The 13,723-nt window shown below is 37.8% G+C and carries 17 protein-coding genes, 1 rRNA gene and 1 pseudogene; 8 read left to right on the top strand and 11 right to left on the bottom strand.

Features of this window, described 5'->3' with window-relative positions; genetic code table 11:
- Positions 1 to 339: 339 nt before the first annotated feature.
- Complete coding sequence (locus M3182_RS25295) at positions 340 to 516, bottom strand: hypothetical protein (protein ID WP_251437587.1); 177 nt, start codon at positions 514 to 516, stop codon at positions 340 to 342.
- Between the two features lie 119 nt (positions 517 to 635).
- Here M3182_RS25295 and M3182_RS25290 point away from each other — a divergent pair, with 119 nt between their 5' ends.
- The 3 genes and pseudogenes from M3182_RS25290 to M3182_RS25280 form a co-directional block, all read left to right on the top strand.
- On the top strand, positions 636 to 1,004 hold the full coding sequence (locus M3182_RS25290; RefSeq protein WP_251437589.1) for a hypothetical protein: 369 nt from the start codon (positions 636 to 638) through the stop codon (positions 1,002 to 1,004).
- Positions 1,005 to 1,565: 561 nt separating this feature from the next.
- Positions 1,566 to 2,438 carry a cation diffusion facilitator family transporter gene (locus M3182_RS25285; RefSeq protein WP_251560599.1) on the top strand — a complete coding sequence of 291 codons (873 nt, stop codon included), beginning with the start codon at positions 1,566 to 1,568 and terminating at the stop codon, positions 2,436 to 2,438.
- Positions 2,439 to 2,472: 34 nt separating this feature from the next.
- A pseudogene (locus M3182_RS25280) lies at positions 2,473 to 2,562 on the top strand (IS3 family transposase); the annotation flags it as partial.
- 256 nt (positions 2,563 to 2,818) lie between these two features.
- On the opposite strand, the gene M3182_RS25275 reads toward M3182_RS25280, so the two are convergent.
- The 3 genes from M3182_RS25275 to M3182_RS25265 all read right to left on the bottom strand — a co-directional run bounded on the left by M3182_RS25275 (position 2,819) and on the right by M3182_RS25265 (position 4,128).
- Complete coding sequence (locus M3182_RS25275; RefSeq protein WP_251560597.1) at positions 2,819 to 3,295, bottom strand: DMT family transporter; 477 nt, start codon at positions 3,293 to 3,295, stop codon at positions 2,819 to 2,821.
- An 11-nt stretch (positions 3,296 to 3,306) separates the two neighbouring features.
- Positions 3,307 to 3,735, bottom strand: coding sequence for a DMT family transporter (locus M3182_RS25270; protein ID WP_251437595.1), 429 nt, complete (start codon positions 3,733 to 3,735; stop codon positions 3,307 to 3,309).
- A 78-nt stretch (positions 3,736 to 3,813) separates the two neighbouring features.
- Positions 3,814 to 4,128, bottom strand: a complete 315-nt coding sequence (locus M3182_RS25265; RefSeq protein ID WP_251437597.1) for an ArsR/SmtB family transcription factor — start codon at positions 4,126 to 4,128, stop codon at positions 3,814 to 3,816.
- Between the two features lie 257 nt (positions 4,129 to 4,385).
- Between M3182_RS25265 and M3182_RS25260 the strand changes: the two genes are divergently transcribed.
- Positions 4,386 to 4,775: a DUF1259 domain-containing protein gene (locus M3182_RS25260; RefSeq protein ID WP_251560595.1), complete on the top strand. Its 390-nt coding sequence runs from the start codon at positions 4,386 to 4,388 to the stop codon at positions 4,773 to 4,775.
- A gap of 112 nt (positions 4,776 to 4,887) precedes the next feature.
- On the opposite strand, the gene M3182_RS25255 is transcribed toward M3182_RS25260, so the two are convergent.
- The 3 genes from M3182_RS25255 to M3182_RS25245 form a co-directional block, all read right to left on the bottom strand.
- Positions 4,888 to 5,349 (bottom strand): GNAT family N-acetyltransferase, encoded by a 462-nt coding sequence (locus M3182_RS25255; RefSeq protein ID WP_251560593.1) that lies wholly within the window; start codon positions 5,347 to 5,349, stop codon positions 4,888 to 4,890.
- A 75-nt stretch (positions 5,350 to 5,424) separates the two neighbouring features.
- On the bottom strand, positions 5,425 to 6,015 hold the full coding sequence (locus tag M3182_RS25250) for a hypothetical protein (protein ID WP_251560591.1): 591 nt from the start codon (positions 6,013 to 6,015) through the stop codon (positions 5,425 to 5,427).
- Between the two features lie 77 nt (positions 6,016 to 6,092).
- A complete protein-coding gene (locus tag M3182_RS25245) occupies positions 6,093 to 6,386 on the bottom strand; it encodes an antibiotic biosynthesis monooxygenase family protein (protein WP_251560590.1) in 294 nt (97 codons plus the stop codon).
- Between the two features lie 206 nt (positions 6,387 to 6,592).
- Here M3182_RS25245 and M3182_RS25240 point away from each other — a divergent pair, with 206 nt between their 5' ends.
- The 3 genes from M3182_RS25240 to rsgA all read left to right on the top strand — a co-directional run bounded on the left by M3182_RS25240 (position 6,593) and on the right by rsgA (position 9,257).
- Positions 6,593 to 7,390: an MFS transporter gene (locus M3182_RS25240; RefSeq protein WP_251560588.1), complete on the top strand. Its 798-nt coding sequence runs from the start codon at positions 6,593 to 6,595 to the stop codon at positions 7,388 to 7,390.
- Complete coding sequence (locus M3182_RS25235) at positions 7,353 to 7,817, top strand: MFS transporter (RefSeq protein ID WP_251560586.1); 465 nt, start codon at positions 7,353 to 7,355, stop codon at positions 7,815 to 7,817. Before M3182_RS25240 ends, M3182_RS25235 begins: the two co-directional genes overlap by 38 nt.
- A gap of 384 nt (positions 7,818 to 8,201) precedes the next feature.
- A complete protein-coding gene (gene rsgA / locus M3182_RS25230) occupies positions 8,202 to 9,257 on the top strand; it encodes a ribosome small subunit-dependent GTPase A (RefSeq protein WP_251560584.1) in 1,056 nt (351 codons plus the stop codon).
- A gap of 518 nt (positions 9,258 to 9,775) precedes the next feature.
- Here rsgA and M3182_RS25225 read toward each other — a convergent pair.
- On the bottom strand, positions 9,776 to 10,537 hold the full coding sequence (locus M3182_RS25225; RefSeq protein ID WP_251560582.1) for a 3-hydroxybutyrate dehydrogenase: 762 nt from the start codon (positions 10,535 to 10,537) through the stop codon (positions 9,776 to 9,778).
- A 53-nt stretch (positions 10,538 to 10,590) separates the two neighbouring features.
- Positions 10,591 to 11,037 carry a lipocalin-like domain-containing protein gene (locus M3182_RS25220; protein WP_251560581.1) on the bottom strand — a complete coding sequence of 149 codons (447 nt, stop codon included), beginning with the start codon at positions 11,035 to 11,037 and terminating at the stop codon, positions 10,591 to 10,593.
- A 133-nt stretch (positions 11,038 to 11,170) separates the two neighbouring features.
- Between M3182_RS25220 and M3182_RS25215 the strand changes: the two genes are divergently transcribed.
- Positions 11,171 to 12,061, top strand: a complete 891-nt coding sequence (locus M3182_RS25215; protein ID WP_251560579.1) for a LysR family transcriptional regulator — start codon at positions 11,171 to 11,173, stop codon at positions 12,059 to 12,061.
- Positions 12,062 to 12,224: 163 nt separating this feature from the next.
- Here the strand turns inward: M3182_RS25215 and M3182_RS25210 are convergent, their stop codons facing one another.
- Positions 12,225 to 12,860, bottom strand: coding sequence for a class I SAM-dependent methyltransferase (locus tag M3182_RS25210; RefSeq protein ID WP_251560577.1), 636 nt, complete (start codon positions 12,858 to 12,860; stop codon positions 12,225 to 12,227).
- 367 nt (positions 12,861 to 13,227) lie between these two features.
- Positions 13,228 to 13,343 (bottom strand): 5S ribosomal RNA (rrf, locus tag M3182_RS25205).
- Positions 13,344 to 13,723: the final 380 nt, after the last annotated feature.

The following is a 13,723-nucleotide window of genomic DNA, read 5'->3' as shown; positions in this document are numbered from 1 at the left end:
ATCAAACTCTCCAAATAAGAGTATGAGTTAAGCTCATAATAAAAACGTTGGCTCATGTTTTCCTATATTAATAGAAGAAACATGATAAATATTGTTTGTTGACGCTTGTTTGTTTAGTTTTCAAAGAACAATCACTCACTGCCGTATCAGCGACAGGAATATTATTTTAACATAACTATTATTAAAAATCAATAAAAAATTTTAACGAATCATTTATGTTAATGCCGTTGTTTTAACAGCAGAGTATTAATATATAACATCTAAGTCATTTCGTCAAATACTTTTTTAGAAAAGTAAAAGTGAAGTGATATAAAATGATGTGCTACCGAAGCAGCTAAATTAGAATACCACTAACTCTTCCGCAGGTTCAATGGTAATTTTTTGTAGAATGCCAAATTCCGTACCGTTCTTTATTCCATTAAAGATTACAACTAAACTTCTATTCTCTACATTTACATGTATTACCGAAATAATCTGCTGCAGATTCGCTTTGCGATCGATGACATGAAAACTCACAAGATAATTCGTCCCACTAATAGTTATAACCCCCCCCTTCAACCATAAATATGGATATTTTGTCCAATCCTTTAAATGATGTTGAGCATAGTTTATCAAAGAAAGGGGGAAATAATCGTATGGAGAATGAAAAGAACTCAGTTTCGGAGCATAAAATGGATCGGTTTTCTAAATTAATGTTCGGGCATAGGAATCATAGCCAAGAACCGGAAGAAATAGAAGAAATAAAAGAAATAGAAAAAACAGAGGATTTTCAAACGTCACCCGTAAACAAACACCAAAGACATGATTGGATCCTAGGACATCGCAGAAAAGAACCTACAAAACAAACCGAAAATCAAATTGAGAAATTGCTTAACGGTGTGGATCAACAATTACTTTTTGAAACAATCGATACCGCTGCTACTTTCATGAATACAATGAAACCTTTAGTAAAGGAAATAAAGCCACATTTAAATTCAATATTGACCAGATTCAAAAAGAAATAACTTTGAATATTTTAAACTTAAAAAATCAAATAAAAAGATGAGGGGTATCCCACTTTCATTTTTTTAATCATGATCTAGATTAGAGACTAGTTTTTCCTACACTATTTATCTTTTTCTTTGAACTCTATATGAACATGATGGCTATCTGTTTACACCAGTATAATCAACAATCCATCTCATGAATGATACAACTCCCTATATCCATAAACCCATTCCAATTCATTCCACGTCTCCCCTACTTAATAAACAAATCTGTTATCGTTGTTCCTCTTTCATCTTAAATTCCAGTCGTTCTTCTTACATTTTGATCTTAAAAAGAAATCACCTGCCTTTCCTAAATCATGGTCTGCTAAAAGAGGATTTCTGACACTTCGAATTTAACTAGGTTTGAATAATCTGACTTCAGTAAAGCGATTTGTGACCAGTTCAGCAGGTGTTTCTTTCCCACGGGCAACTTTTTTGTATAAACATTACTTTTGTTTAGGGATGAAAAAAGGTTTCTATAGACCCACTTCTATTCTGCTTGATAAGATAGTGAGAGTGTTTAATAGAGGTGATGAAATGGAAGATCAACAAAAGTATAGCGATCTAAAACTTGGAGAACGTGGCGCTATTCTTAGCATTATTGCTTATATTTGCTTATCGATTTTAAAATTAGTGATCGGCTATACGGCGGATTCAGAGGCCCTGAGAGCCGATGGATTAAATAATACAACGGATATTATCGCCTCTATTGCTGTTTTAATTGGATTAAAGCTTTCTCAGAAACCGGCTGATTTAGATCATCCCTATGGTCATTGGAAAGCCGAAACCGTTGCTTCTATGATAGCTTCTTTTATTATGATGGTCGTAGGGATTCAAGTACTTTATACTGCAATTTCTTCTATATTTAAAGGTGGACATACCTCCCCTGATTTGATTGCTGCTTGGACCGGTATTTTCTCCGCTCTCGTCATGTATGGTGTGTATCGTTATAATAAGAGTCTAGCTAGGAAGATTAATAGTCAATCGGTTATGGCGGCAGCAAAGGATAACCTTTCTGATGCTTGGGTGAGTATCGGAACAGCCGTCGGAATTATCGGGGCGCAATTTCAATTAGCATGGCTTGATCCATTAGCCGCCGTCGTGGTGGGCTTTTTGATTTGTAAAACAGCATGGGGGATTTTCCAGGAAGCTTCCCATCAATTAACGGATGGTTTTGATGAAGAAACGATTCAATCTTATAAAGAAACGATTCTAAATACTTATGGTGTAAAAGGAATCAAAGACCTTAAGGCGAGAAGTTATGGCAATAATACGGTTGTTGACGTTGTGATCCTTGTGAATTCAACATTGGATATTACGAGTGCTCATGATATTTCAACAAATGTAGAACGAACTTTAATGAAAGAACATGGTGTTTATGACGTTCATGTTCATGTTGAACCTAATTAAAAGGAACTTGTTCCTTTCTTAATATCGATTGATGGAAATCTACATAAACCTCTATAATCATGATCGATACCAACAACGACTAAACGGCCTTAGCCCTATAAAATACAGGGCTAAGGCCGCTTAGTTTTTTTATTATTGCCACTGTCTTCTTGACAAGGAGCAGTTCACTGTGATGAACTGCTCCGAATTTTTTTACATATTCTTATTTCAACATTCGCACCTGTCGGTAACAGGCTAATACAGTATGAATGATTGAACCATCCTTCCGTTCATCTAAAAAAGAGCATTTCTACTTCTAGAAATACCCTGTTATTAAAGAACATTGATATGTCTATTACTTAAAACTTCTTTAGCGAACACTTTTTGCAGCGTTCTATTATTTAATTATGTGATTTGGCAGGACTTGCTTCACTTGAGCGTTTATTTCCTTTATAAACAAAATAAAGAGCAATCATCATAAAGAGTAATGCGAAAGAACGTTTCAAGTCTAAAGGAATCACCAAGCTATTGAACCAGCCAAAATGATCAATAAACAACCCAATGACAAGCTGCCCGATGATCCCTAAAATACTGGTTGCAATGACCCCAATTTTGGGAACAGCTATGACGGTAAGAAGTAAATACAAAGTGCCCAGAAACGCGGCACTTAATTGCCATTTAGGTACCTCAAGAATTGCGAGCAAATTTCCTTCACTAAAGAAAACAATAAAAATAGCTAGAAACAATGTTCCTGTTAGAAAAGTTAACAGTGTTGTTTCAAGTGTTCCTGCTTTACGACTTAGTGTACCATTGATAGACGATTGTGCGCTTAATGTGATCCCACCTAATAAAGTGAATAAAATCATGAAAATACCCATATTTTTACCTCCTAGTTAACTAACACAAGTGCTATAATCATTGAAAGCACGGCAAACATTTTTTCTTTATTGATTCGAGAATTTTTACTGCCAAGCCAGCCATAATGTTCAATAACCATGCTCATTACCAGTTGACCAATAATGACTGCAACCATCGTAATACCAACACCGACAAAAGGAACACTGATTACAATTGAAGTTAAATAAACAACCCCCAAAACACCGCCGAGTAATGTCCATTTAGGTGCCTCAACGACATAAGAGATTTTCCCTTTTCCAAAGAATAGCCATAATAATCCAATGATGATCGAACCCATAAAGAAGTTATAAAAACTAGTTTCAAGCTGTCCTATGGATTTCCCTAGTTCCCCGTAGATTGCTCCTTCAAAACTAAGTGCTGCCCCTGCTAATAATGCTAGTATATATGCGAAGTATCGCATTAAATTTTCTCCCCCATCTTCATATTTATATATCTAGAATAATCGATATGTTAGTCAAAAAATACAGAAATCTAGCGATTAGATTTCTGTTTTAATATATTCAGCTAACTGATGAATGACTTCTTCATTTCTTCTATAATAAGTCCACTGACCATAACGAACAGATTCAAGCAGACCCGCTTTCTGCATCATATTTAAGTAGTGTGAAACCGTAGATTGAGAAGCTTTAGCTTTTTCTTGGATATCCCCTACACAGACCCCCCCTTTAAAACTTACCTCCTTCGGCAGGTGAGCGCCTTGTTTAGGAAAATGCTTCTCGGGTTCCTTCAACCACCGTAAAATATTTAGCCGAGTTTCGTTTGATAAAGCCTTAAATAGATCGATTAGTTCCATCCTATTATTTTATATCGAATATTTCCGATATGTCAATAATAGGACTTACACGAAACCTGGAGACAACCTAAGGTTATTTGTAAAGCAAACTAGAGTCAGATCATCAATAAGCATACTTCTTTCTTTTTATCCAAAAGACAGGATAGTGAATCTCTCAAAATGTATTTACGCACAATTTGTTCGAATTGTGTGCAAATCCAAGCATGCTTGTACCCTCTTACATAATGTATGAAGAACGATGGAAGGAGGTGAAAAACATGGCATCAACATGTGAAAGATTAGCTAGAATAATAGGTGGCAATGCTCAAGTTTCAAATGGAGTATGCGTCGTTTCACGCCTTAGAGACATAAATGCAAAAATCTTAAATAGAAGAACAGTCTCCCCCTTGTCCCTACCATTTGCACTATCCTTCGAAAACCCGAAAGATGGTAAAACGCTAAATTTAGGTGAAACAGTTATCCTCCAAAAAGAAATCAACCCTTTTATCACCGAACTCAGAAAGCGAGGAATCCTCGTTACTGCCCTTCACAATCACTGGCTATTCGATGAACCACGGTTAATGTATATTCACTGGGAAAAAGTGAGCAACCCTTTTGATTTTGCTAGAGATAGTTTTGAAGCTGCTAAGAAAGCACGTTTATTTTAAATTTGGTAACCCCCTTTCTAAGGGGATTTTTTTTTGCTCCTCTACATCCTTTGAAACCTGGGACGAGGCTTATTCCTGTCTATTTCATTTTACGCGGCTAAGAGGAAAAGGCTCAAAGCTTCAGCTTTAAGCCTTCATGTGTTGCTTTAAAACCTAACTTTTCATAAAACCTTAACGCATCAGGTCTTTGTTTATCCGTCGTCAGTTGCACTAAATGACAACCGCGTTCTTCTGCACGTTGTATAGCCCATTGAATCAGATTCGTCCCTACACCTTTTCCTCTTACAGAAGCGGACGTTCTTACTCCTTCGATTGTAGCTCTCCATCCACCTTGGTGAGTTAAATAAGGTGTAAAAGTTATTTGCAAAACCCCAATGACCTCCTCACCTTCACAAGCCACGACTAACTCGTTGTTCATATCAGATGCAATCGCCTCAAATGCCTTTAGATAGCTACTAGGAAGCGGCTGTTCGTAACGCTCTCGTTTGCTTCCCAAAACATCATCCCCAAGCATTCGAACAATACGATCTAAATCCTTTTCAGTAGCATTCCTAAAGCTTATCTTTGTCTCCATCGAATCTCTCCCCTCCTATAGTTGAAGGCTGACTGAATTTCACAGCTTTCGTTAAATGAGTTATTTATATTTAATTCACTTGCGTTTAGCAAAATAGACACCTACACCAAAGATTACAACTACTAGCATTACAATAAAACTATATGTATATGATTTTAAGATGAGACTGCCGGCTAGCACTCCCCCAGCGCTCAGGAGGAATAGTACAGTAAAAAAGTGCTTAAGCAACAAAGACTGTTGGTGAAAACCGAGGATGGCGCCAATCCCAGTTGTAACAATTGTGAACCAAAACACGATTTCATTGGAGGCTGCTTCGATATAAATGATGATATTAAATACAACCACCCACCATGAGGCAAGGACAGCACCTCGGTGATTCCGATAAATTCGGATAAGAATAAAACCAAACAAGCAACTAAATAGAATGATAAGAATGCGCGGCGCCAGTAAATACAAAATCGAGTTCACCATAAATAGCCCATAAGCGGTTATGAACACTAGTCCAAACCCACTTAAACGAAATCGCTTCCACCCTTTTACGGAACCTGCAAATAACCCTACACCCAGCAAGGCAAACTGCCATTCATACCCATCCCATCGCTCTGAAAATCCCAAGAGGAGACTACTCCCTAAAATAGCCACCACATACACGAAAAATTGTTTCATCCCCACACCATCCTTTTCGTAGCGACAAGGTCACCTGGTCCCTACAATCATCTCAGGACAATGTACCTGTCCGTACTCTATAGATGAGCATTCTCAAAGTGTTCAACGGTTGGAAATGGGTCATAAAAATGATGGAGCTGTGTTTTCCAGTCTTGATATTCTTTTGAATGTCTAAACCCTACTGTATGGTCTTCTAGTGATTCCCACTTCACTAACAATAAATATTTTCCCTTTACTTCCATACATCGTTGCAATTCGTGAGATATGTAACCTTTCATTGAAGAGATAATTTTCGATGCTTCTCGAAATGCTTCCTCATATTCCTTCTCCATCCCTTGCTTAACTTGCAACATTACTGCTTCCAAAATCATGCTATCCCGCCCTTTTTTAAAAATACTATCATTTAGCAAACCTTATTGTATTTCTTATAAATCCAAAATTGCCGGTGAACTTATAAAAGAAAAAGATTCACCTCTGTCCCTGTTAGACCATTAAATATTTTTTAAAAATAAGGAAAGAATAAATTTGCTCTCGTTTAAATTTTTAGAAATAGCCTTGCAAGGAGGTCTTATATACGATGGGAAGAAAAGGGAAACTTTGGACAAATCAATATATCATCATTATATCATTGACTTTAGTCATGTTCTCTGCTTTCTACATGATCACAGCAGGTTTTCCAGTTTACGTATCAACCATTAGTGATAACCCTACAATTGCCGGCACCATGACGACGACCTTAATGGTAGCATCGTTAATTACGCGCTTTTTTGCCAGTGTCATTATCCAGAAAGTGAATATGAAATTGCTCCTAATTGTTTCGCTTCTTTACTTTTTGGGCACCATTGCCCTTACGTTTGTAAATGACTCGATTGGATTTTTGATCTTCATCCGAGCCTTACAAGGGATTGGATTTTGTATGCTAACGAATCTAGTCTTTACAATTTCAAGTAATATTGTCCCTAAATCACGATTAGGGGAAGGCATTGTTTTTTTCGCTATGTCTACAAGCGTTGGGACGACTCTTGGACCCCTCATCGCCATTTCTTATCTTGCAAATTATTCATTCCAGTCAATGATGATGTTAACTCTAGGCTTAATGTCCTTTTCATTTGTGTGCAGCTTTTTCACAAAAAATACAGGTAAAAAAGAACAGGATCATCCACAAGCAACCAATAATGAACCTTTCTATAAGTACATGTTCGATAAGCGTGTCCTGCTTCCCAGTATTTTGGTTTCGTTAAATTATATGACCATTGCAGGAACTGTTAACTTTATGCGGGAAAGAGATTGGTGTTGGTGGAAGGATTTCACAGTTCTTTATCACACAAGGAATTGCAATGGTGATCGTTCGGTCTTTCTCTGGGAAAATTTTTGATAAATTCGGTCATAGAGTCCTGATTATTCCAGCCGCTATCTCAGGTGCTGGAGGTTTGCTCCTATTAGGATTCTCGACTAGTATGATGATGGTCTGGATTTCAGGGGCATTATTTGGAATCGCTTTTGCTGTCCTTCAACCAATCACCCAAGCTTGGGCCTTAACACTTGTTCCACCCGAGAAAAAAGCAACAGCCAATTCAATGCTGCTTATTTTTATCGATTCTGGTATGGCCATCGGCTCAGTAGCTCTCGGATTCTTAGCAAAAAGTGTTGGATACGGCATGACGTTTAGTTATTCCGCAGCACTAATGGTTGTAATTTTGGTCTTGTATCTAATTGGAAGCAAACAAACGGAAACAGCTAAAGCGACGAAGGAAAAACCATCCAAAAGGTACGTACTAGCGTTCGAACGGGATAAACCATAGGGACAGGCACACATTGTCCCTACTGTTTTCAAACTTACGAACTTTTTTAGAAAAAAAGCCTACATATAAGTTATTTACAAAATTTTCTTTACTTGTTATAATTATCAATAGTAAATAAAGAACGTGAAAGAGAGGGATGTATTATGAAAAGCATTGTATTGGTACTTGCAGCTGATCTGAATATAAAAACACAGCCCTCTTGTGAACAAAAACTGATTTAAAAATTTCCTTTTTTTGAATCCTAAATGTTACCGTGGGCTGTGTATTTGCTCACGGTTTTTTATATGCTCATGTTGGGTAGTACCCAATATTAGCGAATGGACCGTATTTTATGTACGGTCCTTTTTCTATTTAAAAGTAGGATTCAATTGGAGGAATTTATAGATGAATATAAAACAATTAGGTTGGAATGAAACCTTACAAGAAAGCTTCAAGACCTATGAAGCGGATGGATTTTCAGTAGGAAGGATTGCATTAGAGCATAAACATATGTATCGCGTTTTTACAACAAATGGTGAAGTTTTAGCAGAAGTATCAGGAAAGTTTCGATTTGAGTCTCTCAGTCGCGAGAGTTATCCTGCAGTTGGTGATTGGGTCGTTTTGTCCATCAGAGAAAATGAAGGTAAAGCAACGATTCATGCGGTTCTCCCTAGATATAGTAAGTTCTCAAGGAAGGTAGCTGGGAATGTAACAGAGGAGCAAATTGTTGCTTCGAATGTAAATACCGTCTTTCTTGTGAATGCATTGAACAATGATTTCAATGTGCGTCGAATTGAACGATATTTACTAATGGCTTGGGAAAGTGGTGCAAATCCAGTTATTGTTCTGACGAAGGCAGACCTTTGTCAGGACATTGAAGAGAAAATTACTGAAGTTGAAACTGTTGCATTTGGTGTTCCGATTCATGCTTGCAGTGTGAAAGAGAATACCGGTCTTGATCAATTAAAAGTATATTTTGACGATAATAAAACGGTAGCATTGCTCGGCTCTTCAGGAGCAGGAAAATCTACTTTAACAAATGCTTTACTTGGCGAGGAGAAACAACTTGTTCAGGATGTTCGTGATGGTGACGACCGTGGAAGACATACAACAACGCATCGTGAGCTACTCCTTTTGAAATCAGGAGGAATCATCATTGATACACCTGGAATGCGCGAGCTTCAATTATGGGAAAGTGACAATGCTTTAAGTCACAGCTTTCAAGATATTGAAGAACTAGCAGAGAATTGTCGTTTTCGTGATTGTAGCCACAAATCAGAGCCGGGTTGTGCCATTCAGTCTGCTATTGCTTTAGGAACACTAGATGAAAATCGATATCAGAGCTATGCCAAGCTTCAAAAAGAGCTAGCCTACTTAGAGAGAAAAACCGATAAAAAAGCTCAAATCGAAGAAAAAAACAAATGGAAAAAGATAACCAAAAGTGTGAAAAGAAAAAAATAGGTACTTCCTAGATGAATGAATCCTGTCGGGTGTTTTAACTACGTTTTAACCTGTAATGGATAAAACCTTCTGCAGGATAAAAGATGTCAAGTGAGACTCAACAGGAGCGGAAATTCGGGATCATTTCAGAGGATATCGGATTCAATATGACACTTCTCCTACTTTTGGAGAAGTGTCATATTTTTAGGATAAGATTATGTAAGTATCGCAATGTTTTCATCTTGCAAGTGCTTCTTTTCGAATCACTGATAAATATTTAGCATTCGTTATCTTTTTACAGCAATCGCTACTGTCTATACAAATGAGATTGCCGTTAGCCTTGTAACCATCAGGGTGATAGTTTTTTTGCTTTTGTAACAGTAGAAATTCGGTGCCCCAATTAAAGTAGCCAAACACACTAGACTTTTGGGCATAAAAAATCGTAAATTCCTAAGACAAAGTAGCTTTACCTGTCCCAAGGGATATAGAAATAAAAATAAAGAGCGCATTCCTTTTTAGAAACGCGCCCCTCACCTTACCTACATTCCACCTGTTACCCCAATACCTTCACCGGTTATTGCTGCTGCACCATCTGAGGCCAAGAAAACAGCGGTTGCCCCAATTTCGGATGGTTCAAGCAAACGTTTCATCCATTGTTTTCCTAAGATGTGATGGTTGAGAGCTTCTTGTTCAGTGGTTCCGTCCTCAGCGGCTAGTTTGGGTAACTGTTTTTCAATTAATTCTGTCCGTACCGGCCCAGGCATGATCGCGTTTACCGTGATCCCATCCTGTGCAGTTTCCAACGCTGCCGTTTGTGTGAAACCAACCACACCAAATTTTGCAGCAACATAGGCAGATTTATAGGCATCCGGAATTCTACCATGTGCAGAAGAAATATTAATAATCCGACCTTTTTGTTGTTTCTTCATTGTTGGAATAACATGCTTGGACATTAAGAAGGTTCCCGTTAAAATAACGCCTAGTAGTAGATTCCATTTTTCAATCGGGAAGTCCTCTACTTTTGCAATATGCTGCAATCCGGCATTGTTCACCAATATATCCACGGTTCCGCGATCGGCAATAATTTGGTCGACCGCACTTTTCACCATCTCTTCATTGGCAACATCAACTTTATAGCCTTTTGCATTACCTAACTTTTCAGCCGCGCTTTCCGCCGCTTCTAGATCCAAATCTAAGATGGCCACAAAGTCGCCATTCTCAATAAATGATTGGGCAATCGCATACCCAATTCCTTGAGCCGCACCGGTCACAATAACTGTACGTTCTTTCTGCGTTCCCATCCTAATCCTCCTGTTTCAATCGTATTAAAACTAATTCCTGTTAAACCTAATTCCTAATTCTGGACACGTCTCCAAACCAACTTCGTGTTTTGCTTCTTCCCGTCTACAATAACTGGTGGGCTTGTAATTTCAAGAAGATCTCCATCAAGGCTCACATACCGCGGTTGCGAATCTCCTAACCAGGTTGGATTCATACTAACAGACATATGATGGGTGACAACGTTATTCTCTTCATCCACTTCATATGGACCAGCATAAGCAAGATACCCGCCAGCAGCGGCTGCCATTTCTTCTTGCGTGCCAATATGTAAAGCACCAGATGCATATTTTGGACGGTTAGGACTCATCATTTGCGCAGACATATAGCCTTCTGGATGATACATGATAAAGCCTGTTGCATCTTCTCCCATTGGATAAGTTTTATTTCCATGATCATCTGTCACTTCATAAGAAACTAAACTCCAAATCCCTAGTACCTTCTCTTTTAACGTGTTCGCCATGGTGTTTTTACTCCTCCTAATAGGTCTATTGTTATTATGTTCTCCTTGTATAGTTTACCTGTGTTTAACTTATAATTTAAATACATATATGTTATATTATTTATTTGAAATCCTAATAAGTTAAGGAGAAAGAATGGAACTAAAACATTTACAATACTTCACAGAGGTCGTTAAGCACGGGAGCTTTTCAAAAGCAGCAGAATCGCTGTATATCTCCCAACCGAATATCAGCAATGTTATCAAAGATTTAGAAGAAGAATTAGAGGTAAAGTTGTTAATTCGCACAACTAGGAAGCTTGAACTAACCGATACAGGGAGACTCCTCTATCAATATGGACAGCAGGTTTCTCAAACTTTACAACAGTTTTATCAAGAATTAGATGATACGAAAAATAGCAAAAAAGGCAGCGTTAAAATGGGCATATTCCCCATGCTTGGTACGGAATTTTTCACGAATATGATTGCAAACTTTCATCTTCAATATCCTGAAATCCGCGTGCGGTTTGTGGAAGATGGCGCAAGGAAGTTAAGAGAATCGTTACTACAGGGAGAGCTTGATTTAGTGGTCATGCCTTACCCAATTGATGAAGAGGCATATGATTTCTTTCCTTTCTTGAGTGGAGAATTACGGATTTTAGTCCACCAACAGCATCCTTTCGCAAACAAGGCGAGCGTCAAATGGGACGAACTAGTGGATGAGAACTTTATTATCTTTCGAGAAGGATTCACCATCCATGATACCATTATCGCGGAATGCGGAAGACTTGGTTTTGAGCCCAAAATTATTTGTGAAACATCACAATGGAATTTTATGATTGAAATGGTTTCCAATCATCAAGGCATCACCATTCTACCCCAAAGCAAATTTAATGAAATTGACAGTCATCATCATAAGCTAAAAGTATTGCCTCTCGTTTCCCCAGAGAAAGAGTGGAATCTAGGAATCGCCTGGAGAAAAGAAAGCTATCTCTCCTTTGCCACAAGGACATGGATTCAATTTTTGAAAGAGACTTTAGAGAGCTAATGTTCCATATGCTAGAAAATTAGAAACTCATTAGCTTCAATATAATATTTCAATTGTCCCAATTTAACATCGAAATAAACTCATAAAAAATAAGAGCTTCATCCAAGCTCTTTTTATGAGTTTAATAACCATTTATTCAAAATAAAACACTTCCTTAAATGAATCAGTTGTATGATGATTTCTTACCTATAACGGCAACCGTATGATATTCTCTTGAATTAGGACCTTTTATTAGCTCAACATCAATAAACCCTTTTCCTTTTAATAAAGGAATCACTTTTCCTTCTATTAAATCTCGTATTCCTTCCCATGTCTCTCCATTTTTCCCGTCGCTAAGAGTAAGAATTAACTTTCCACTTCGACTAAGAACTCGATCTATTTCTGAAATGGTATCAGACAAGTCTTCCCAAAAATAAATAGAATGTATGCTAAAGACTTTGTTAAATACTTCATCTTCGAAGGGTAATTTCTTAACGGTTCCTTGAACAATTTTCACTTTCCCTTCATTTAGTGCCTTTTTGTTTCGAATTTTGGCAGTCCTGATTACAGTCGGTGAAATGTCGAATCCAACTACTTGATCTACTTGTTTTTGTTCCAAAATAAGTTTCATTGCATAGCCTGAACCACATCCAAGTTCCAATATATGATCATTTTTGTTAACATTTAGTAACTCAATAGTCCACAAAGTTTCTGGTTTATGTTGTTGAACCATCTTTTCACCAATGTATGTTCCAATAAGACCTTTTGGTCTACCATACTGTTTATCAATACAATTCTTAACTTTATCAATAAATCGCATTCGTTTATATCCCGCCTTTGAGTTTACAAGAAATTATTTTATGTCCATATCGTACAGTATTCACTTCCTCAATTATACAACCCGTTGATTGACAATAGGACATTGTCCTTACAATAATAGCCGGGTCAATGTCCTCTGCCCCTTTAGTATCTACAAGTTGTTTCCGTCCTCAGAATGGCTAGCAGCACCTATACTTTGATGAACAAGGGCCAGGCACTTGCTGGTCATAGCGTTCAGGTTGCGATTGATAGTGTTGGTTTACTAAAAAACTTCCAATCTTTCAAGAGAATAGATCTACCTTGCATTAATGTCTATTTGATATTAAACACAGAAAAAAGCACAGATAAAAAATCTGTGCTTTTAATTTGCCCGGCGACGTCCTACTCTCACAGGGGGAATCCCCCAACTACCATCGGCGCTGAGAAGCTTAACTTCCGTGTTCGGCATGGGAACGGGTGTGACCTTCTCGCTATCGTCACCAGACTATTTAGTTAAGGAAAGTCATTTTACTTTCGCAAAAATCTTTGTTCCCTCAAAACTAGATAATGTTTGTAAGAAGAAAAGTAAAACGGAGTATCTAAGTTTTTTCGCGTTAGCGAAAATAACTTTCAATTTGTCTAGCTACGGCTCCTAACTTCTCGGCCGTTTCAATCCGTCCAAACAAATCCAAAATCGGGATTTGCATGGACGGCTTTCCAACGTCTGTCGAAGTTGAACAGTCGCCTTCGCTTTTCGTAATCTAGCTCCAGAAGCCAAACCGTACGGCTGTTTCGCTCTCTCCTGCGAAGTCAAAAAGCGACTTCTTCTCGAGAGCTCCAACATCCTAGCGGTTTAAACGGGCTTCTTCCGCTTTTTATTTTTGG

The organism is Mesobacillus maritimus (genome assembly GCF_023715205.1).
In the GTDB taxonomy this organism is placed as follows: Bacteria; Bacillota; Bacilli; order Bacillales; family Cytobacillaceae; genus Mesobacillus_B; species Mesobacillus_B maritimus_C.
This window is presented reverse-complemented; position numbering and strand designations above follow the sequence as displayed.

Coding starts and splice junctions, on each gene's coding strand:
- M3182_RS25255 (WP_251560593.1), bottom strand. CDS start 5,349: ATGGAGACAAAGATAAGCTTTAGGAATGCTACTGAAAAGGATTTAGAT.
- M3182_RS25225 (WP_251560582.1), bottom strand. CDS start 10,537: ATGGGAACGCAGAAAGAACGTACAGTTATTGTGACCGGTGCGGCTCAA.
- M3182_RS25285 (WP_251560599.1), top strand. CDS start 1,566: ATGGAAGATCAACAAAAGTATAGCGATCTAAAACTTGGAGAACGTGGC.
- rsgA (WP_251560584.1), top strand. CDS start 8,202: ATGAATATAAAACAATTAGGTTGGAATGAAACCTTACAAGAAAGCTTC.
- M3182_RS25250 (WP_251560591.1), bottom strand. CDS start 6,015: ATGAAACAATTTTTCGTGTATGTGGTGGCTATTTTAGGGAGTAGTCTC.
- M3182_RS25240 (WP_251560588.1), top strand. CDS start 6,593: ATGGGAAGAAAAGGGAAACTTTGGACAAATCAATATATCATCATTATA.
- M3182_RS25260 (WP_251560595.1), top strand. CDS start 4,386: ATGGCATCAACATGTGAAAGATTAGCTAGAATAATAGGTGGCAATGCT.
- M3182_RS25220 (WP_251560581.1), bottom strand. CDS start 11,037: ATGGCGAACACGTTAAAAGAGAAGGTACTAGGGATTTGGAGTTTAGTT.
- M3182_RS25235 (WP_251560586.1), top strand. CDS start 7,353: ATGGTGATCGTTCGGTCTTTCTCTGGGAAAATTTTTGATAAATTCGGT.
- M3182_RS25275 (WP_251560597.1), bottom strand. CDS start 3,295: ATGGGTATTTTCATGATTTTATTCACTTTATTAGGTGGGATCACATTA.
- M3182_RS25270 (WP_251437595.1), bottom strand. CDS start 3,735: ATGCGATACTTCGCATATATACTAGCATTATTAGCAGGGGCAGCACTT.
- M3182_RS25245 (WP_251560590.1), bottom strand. CDS start 6,386: ATGATTTTGGAAGCAGTAATGTTGCAAGTTAAGCAAGGGATGGAGAAG.
- M3182_RS25215 (WP_251560579.1), top strand. CDS start 11,171: ATGGAACTAAAACATTTACAATACTTCACAGAGGTCGTTAAGCACGGG.
- M3182_RS25265 (WP_251437597.1), bottom strand. CDS start 4,128: ATGGAACTAATCGATCTATTTAAGGCTTTATCAAACGAAACTCGGCTA.
- M3182_RS25290 (WP_251437589.1), top strand. CDS start 636: ATGGAGAATGAAAAGAACTCAGTTTCGGAGCATAAAATGGATCGGTTT.
- M3182_RS25210 (WP_251560577.1), bottom strand. CDS start 12,860: ATGCGATTTATTGATAAAGTTAAGAATTGTATTGATAAACAGTATGGT.